The organism is Enterorhabdus sp. P55, from assembly GCF_009911695.1.
In the GTDB taxonomy this organism is placed as follows: Bacteria; Actinomycetota; Coriobacteriia; order Coriobacteriales; family Eggerthellaceae; genus Enterorhabdus.
Map to the genome: position 1 here is coordinate 1 of NZ_QWKK01000165.1, position 3,469 is coordinate 3,469.

Sequence of the window (3,469 nt, forward strand, 5' to 3'; positions counted from 1 at the left end):
CAGGCCGCACAGCGCCTGCGGGGGCCTGCCGCCCATGTCGCGCATCGTCGGCGTAAACAACCTATTGGCACACAACACCTAGCTGGCCCATCAGGAACCCGAGCGACAGCGGCACGAGGGCCAGCGCCACCACATCCAGGACCATCAGGCCCAACGTCTCGGGCGGCAGCGCCGCCACGCTCCCGCCGAAGGCCGCCCAGCCAAGCCCCAGCATGAGCGCCACCACGCCCAGGGCCACCACCAGCGCAGCGCCGGCCTCGTGCAGGCCGAGCGTCAGGCTCGACACGGGCGAGACGATGCTGCGCCGGCGCAGGTCGGTGCGGTTGAAGGCGCCCATGAGCACGCCCACCGACACCACGACCGCGGCCGTGAGCGTGTAGGAGCACCACTTCAGGTAGAAGACGAGGCTGCTGCCCACGGCCGTGCCGCCGGGCGGCGTCACCGTCTCCACCTCGGCGCGCTCCTCCCCCGCCTGCGCCGCGCGATGCGCCAGCTCGACGGCCGGCGCATCGGGCTGCAGCACGGCGGCGGCGCGCACGAGCCCCAGGTACTGGTCGACCTCAGAGCTGGCCAGCGTGCCGGCCAGCGAGTCGAAGCTGTAGGCCACCTCGAGCACGGGCGCGTCGCCGCCTGCGCGCGCGGCGTCGAGGAACGCCTCGGTGTAGCCCGCGGGCACCACGACCACGCAGGCCGCCTCGCCGCGGGCCACCGCGTCCTGCAGCGCGAACGGCTCGTCATCCACCGCCACCAGGTCGCACCCCTCGGCTAGGAAGGCCCGCAGCCCCTCGGCCAGCTCGCCGCCCCCGCGGTCGACGACGGCCACCGCCGGGCGCGCCGGCTCATAGGCAGGATCATCCCCCGTCGTCAGCGCGCCGGCCAGGAACACCCCCATGAGGGAAAGAACTACGGCGTAGACGACCAGGTAGGCCGGGTGGGCGGCCACCACCCGCAGGGCGTACTTAAATGCTCGCATAGCGCTGCCTCCTCACAAACGCGAGCGACGCGACGATCAGCACCGCGGCCATGGCCAGCAAGGTAGTCGCCTTGACCAGGTAGGGACCGAGCGCGTCGTAGTAGTACAGGCTGTAGAACAGGTCGGTCACCACGGTGGCCGGGTTGACGGCGGCCAGCAGCGGCGCCTCCCGGGCGATGAGGTCGGCCAGCTCCATGCACGGCTCGCCATAGAGGCCGGCGAACAGCGAGAGCAGGCACACGAGCGCCGTCATGATGCCGCTCTTGGCGGAGAAGTCGATCTTGGGCAGCGCGCCGACGAAGGTGCCGAGCGCCGTGGCCAGCAGCGCCGCTAAGGCCAGGCCGACCACGCAGAGCCCCTCGCGCCCGGCGAAGTCAACCCCCGCCACCAGCCGCACGTAGGCGAACGCCGCGAGCAGGCACGCGAAGGCGACCGTCCAGCTGGCGGCCAGCGTGGCCACGAGCATACGCACCCGCGGCATCGCCCCCAGGGCGCGGCGGGCGCCGAGCGGCGAGAGGTTGGGCTGGGCGCGACTGATGGCCGTCATGCCGATGGTGCCGCCGAACAGCGCCGCCATGCCGAACAGCGCGTAGTAGAACCGCACGGACTCCTTGGGCGCCGAGCGCGTGAGCGACACTGCCTCGATAGCGCCCGTCGGCGTAAAGGCGTCGGCTAGGCGCGCCGGGTCGGCCAGGGCGGCCGGGTCGGTGCGGGCCACGTCGCGCACGAGGGCCTGATCGCGCGCGTAGGTGCTCACGACGCTCTGGAGGATGGTCTGGTTCACCTTGACGGCGCTGAGCGAGTCATCGGTAGGCGCCACGGCCAGGCGCGGCTCGCCGCCGGCGCCCACGGACAGCACGCCGTCCACCTCGCCGCCGAAGAGCGCCGAGCGGGCAGCCTCGGCATCGGGATAGGAGGTCACGGCCAGCAGCGGCCCCTCCCCCGCCGCGCCCGGCTCGGCCAGCTCATCCACTACCGCGGCCAGAGCCGAGCCCTCCCACGCCTCGTCAGCCACCACGCCGGTGGGCACCGCGTCGAAGCTCTGCAGGTCGTCTAGGTTGGCGAACATGAACAGGAACATGGTGGAGAGCAGGATCGGGAACGCGAGGCCCCACACGAACAGGCCGCGGTCGCGCACGAGGGTCTTGAGGGTCATCACGAAGACGTCGGTCATGGCGGCCCCCTAGTCCCTCAGGTCGGTGCCGGTGATCTCGAGGAACACGTCGTTCAGGGTCGGCGGCTCTGCGTAGATGCGTCCCGTGGGCACCGCGTGGCGCTCGAGCACCGCTAACACGTCGGCCACGTTGCGCGACCCCTGCTCGCAAAGCACGACCAGGCGCCCGTCGACCACCGTGGCGCGCCGCACATGCGCGAGCGCCCGCAGGGCGGCGAGCGCCGGCTCGGGGGGATCGACCACCTCCACTTCGATGCGCTCGCCCGTGCTCACCATGGCCTTGAGCTCGGCGTTGGTGCCCTCAGCCACGCCGCGCCCCTTGTCCATGATCATGAGGCGGGTGCAGACCTCCTCGACCTCCTCCATGTAGTGGCTCGTGTAGACCACCGTGGCGCCGGCCTCGTTCATGGCCTTGATGCCCTCGAGGATGGCGTTGCGGCTCTGCGGGTCCACGGCCACGGTAGGCTCGTCGAAGAACACGAGGTCGGGCTTGTGGGCGATGCCGCAGGCGATGTTGAGACGGCGCAGCAGGCCGCCGGAGAGCTTGCGCGGGCGGAACCGCACGTAGTCCTCGAGCCCCACGAAGGCTATGGCCTCCCCCACCAGCTGGCGGCGGCGCGCGCGGTCGGCCACGTAGAGCGAGCAGAAGTAGTCGACGTTCTCGCGCACGGTGAGCTCCTCGAACACGGCCACGTTCTGCGGCACCACGCCGATGCGCCGCTTCAGGTCATAGCGAGTGGGGGCCATGTCCTCCCCGAACAGGCGGATGGCACCCTTGTCGAAGGTGAGCAGCTGCAGGATGCAGTTGATGGCCGTGGTCTTGCCCGACCCGTTGGGGCCGAGCAGGCCGAAGACCTCACCGGGCCGGATGTGCAGGTTGAAATGGTCGAGCGCGATGAGATCCCCGTAGCGCTTAACGAGGTTGTCGACGGATACGATGTCCACAGAAGGCGTCCTTCCCCCAGATTGTCCTCAGGATCGATCATCCCAGAAGCACCCGGCGCGCGGAAGTGACGGCTGTCACGAGATGGCGCCCGGCGCGCTTTCGCAGGCGCGACGGGTGACATTTGTCACGAGGAGCGCCAAGGGCGCGGCAGCGCGGGGCGACGGCAGGGGGCGAGCCCTATAATGGCCCCATGGAACGCGTGGTCGACGAGACAATCATCCTGCTTCTGTGCCTGGCCGCGATGGCAGGCGCCTCCCTCGTCGCCGGCGAGGGCGCAGGGGCGCAAGACGTGGCCGGCCTGCTGCTGGCCGCGTGCCTGGCGGGCGCGGACGCGGCGCTGCCGGAAGACGGCCGGCACGGCGCGGCGGCGCGGCGG

3 protein-coding genes are annotated in these 3,469 nt (G+C 71.1%); all 3 read right to left on the reverse strand.

Translation table 11 applies throughout. From position 1 onward, the window contains the following. Window positions 1–61: 61 nt before the first annotated feature. The 3 genes from D1643_RS10280 to D1643_RS10290 are packed head-to-tail and all read right to left on the reverse strand — an operon-like array spanning window position 62 to window position 3,092. Complete coding sequence (locus D1643_RS10280; protein WP_160710529.1) at window positions 62–973, reverse strand: ABC transporter permease; 912 nt, start codon at window positions 971–973, stop codon at window positions 62–64. Then, a complete protein-coding gene (locus tag D1643_RS10285) occupies window positions 960–2,147 on the reverse strand; it encodes an ABC transporter permease (RefSeq protein WP_160710530.1) in 1,188 nt (395 codons plus the stop codon). Before D1643_RS10285 ends, D1643_RS10280 begins: the two co-directional genes overlap by 14 nt. Window positions 2,148–2,156: 9 nt before the next feature. Beyond that, on the reverse strand, window positions 2,157–3,092 hold the full coding sequence (locus D1643_RS10290) for an ABC transporter ATP-binding protein (RefSeq protein ID WP_160710531.1): 936 nt from the start codon (window positions 3,090–3,092) through the stop codon (window positions 2,157–2,159). Between the last annotated feature and the right edge of the window lie 377 nt (window positions 3,093–3,469).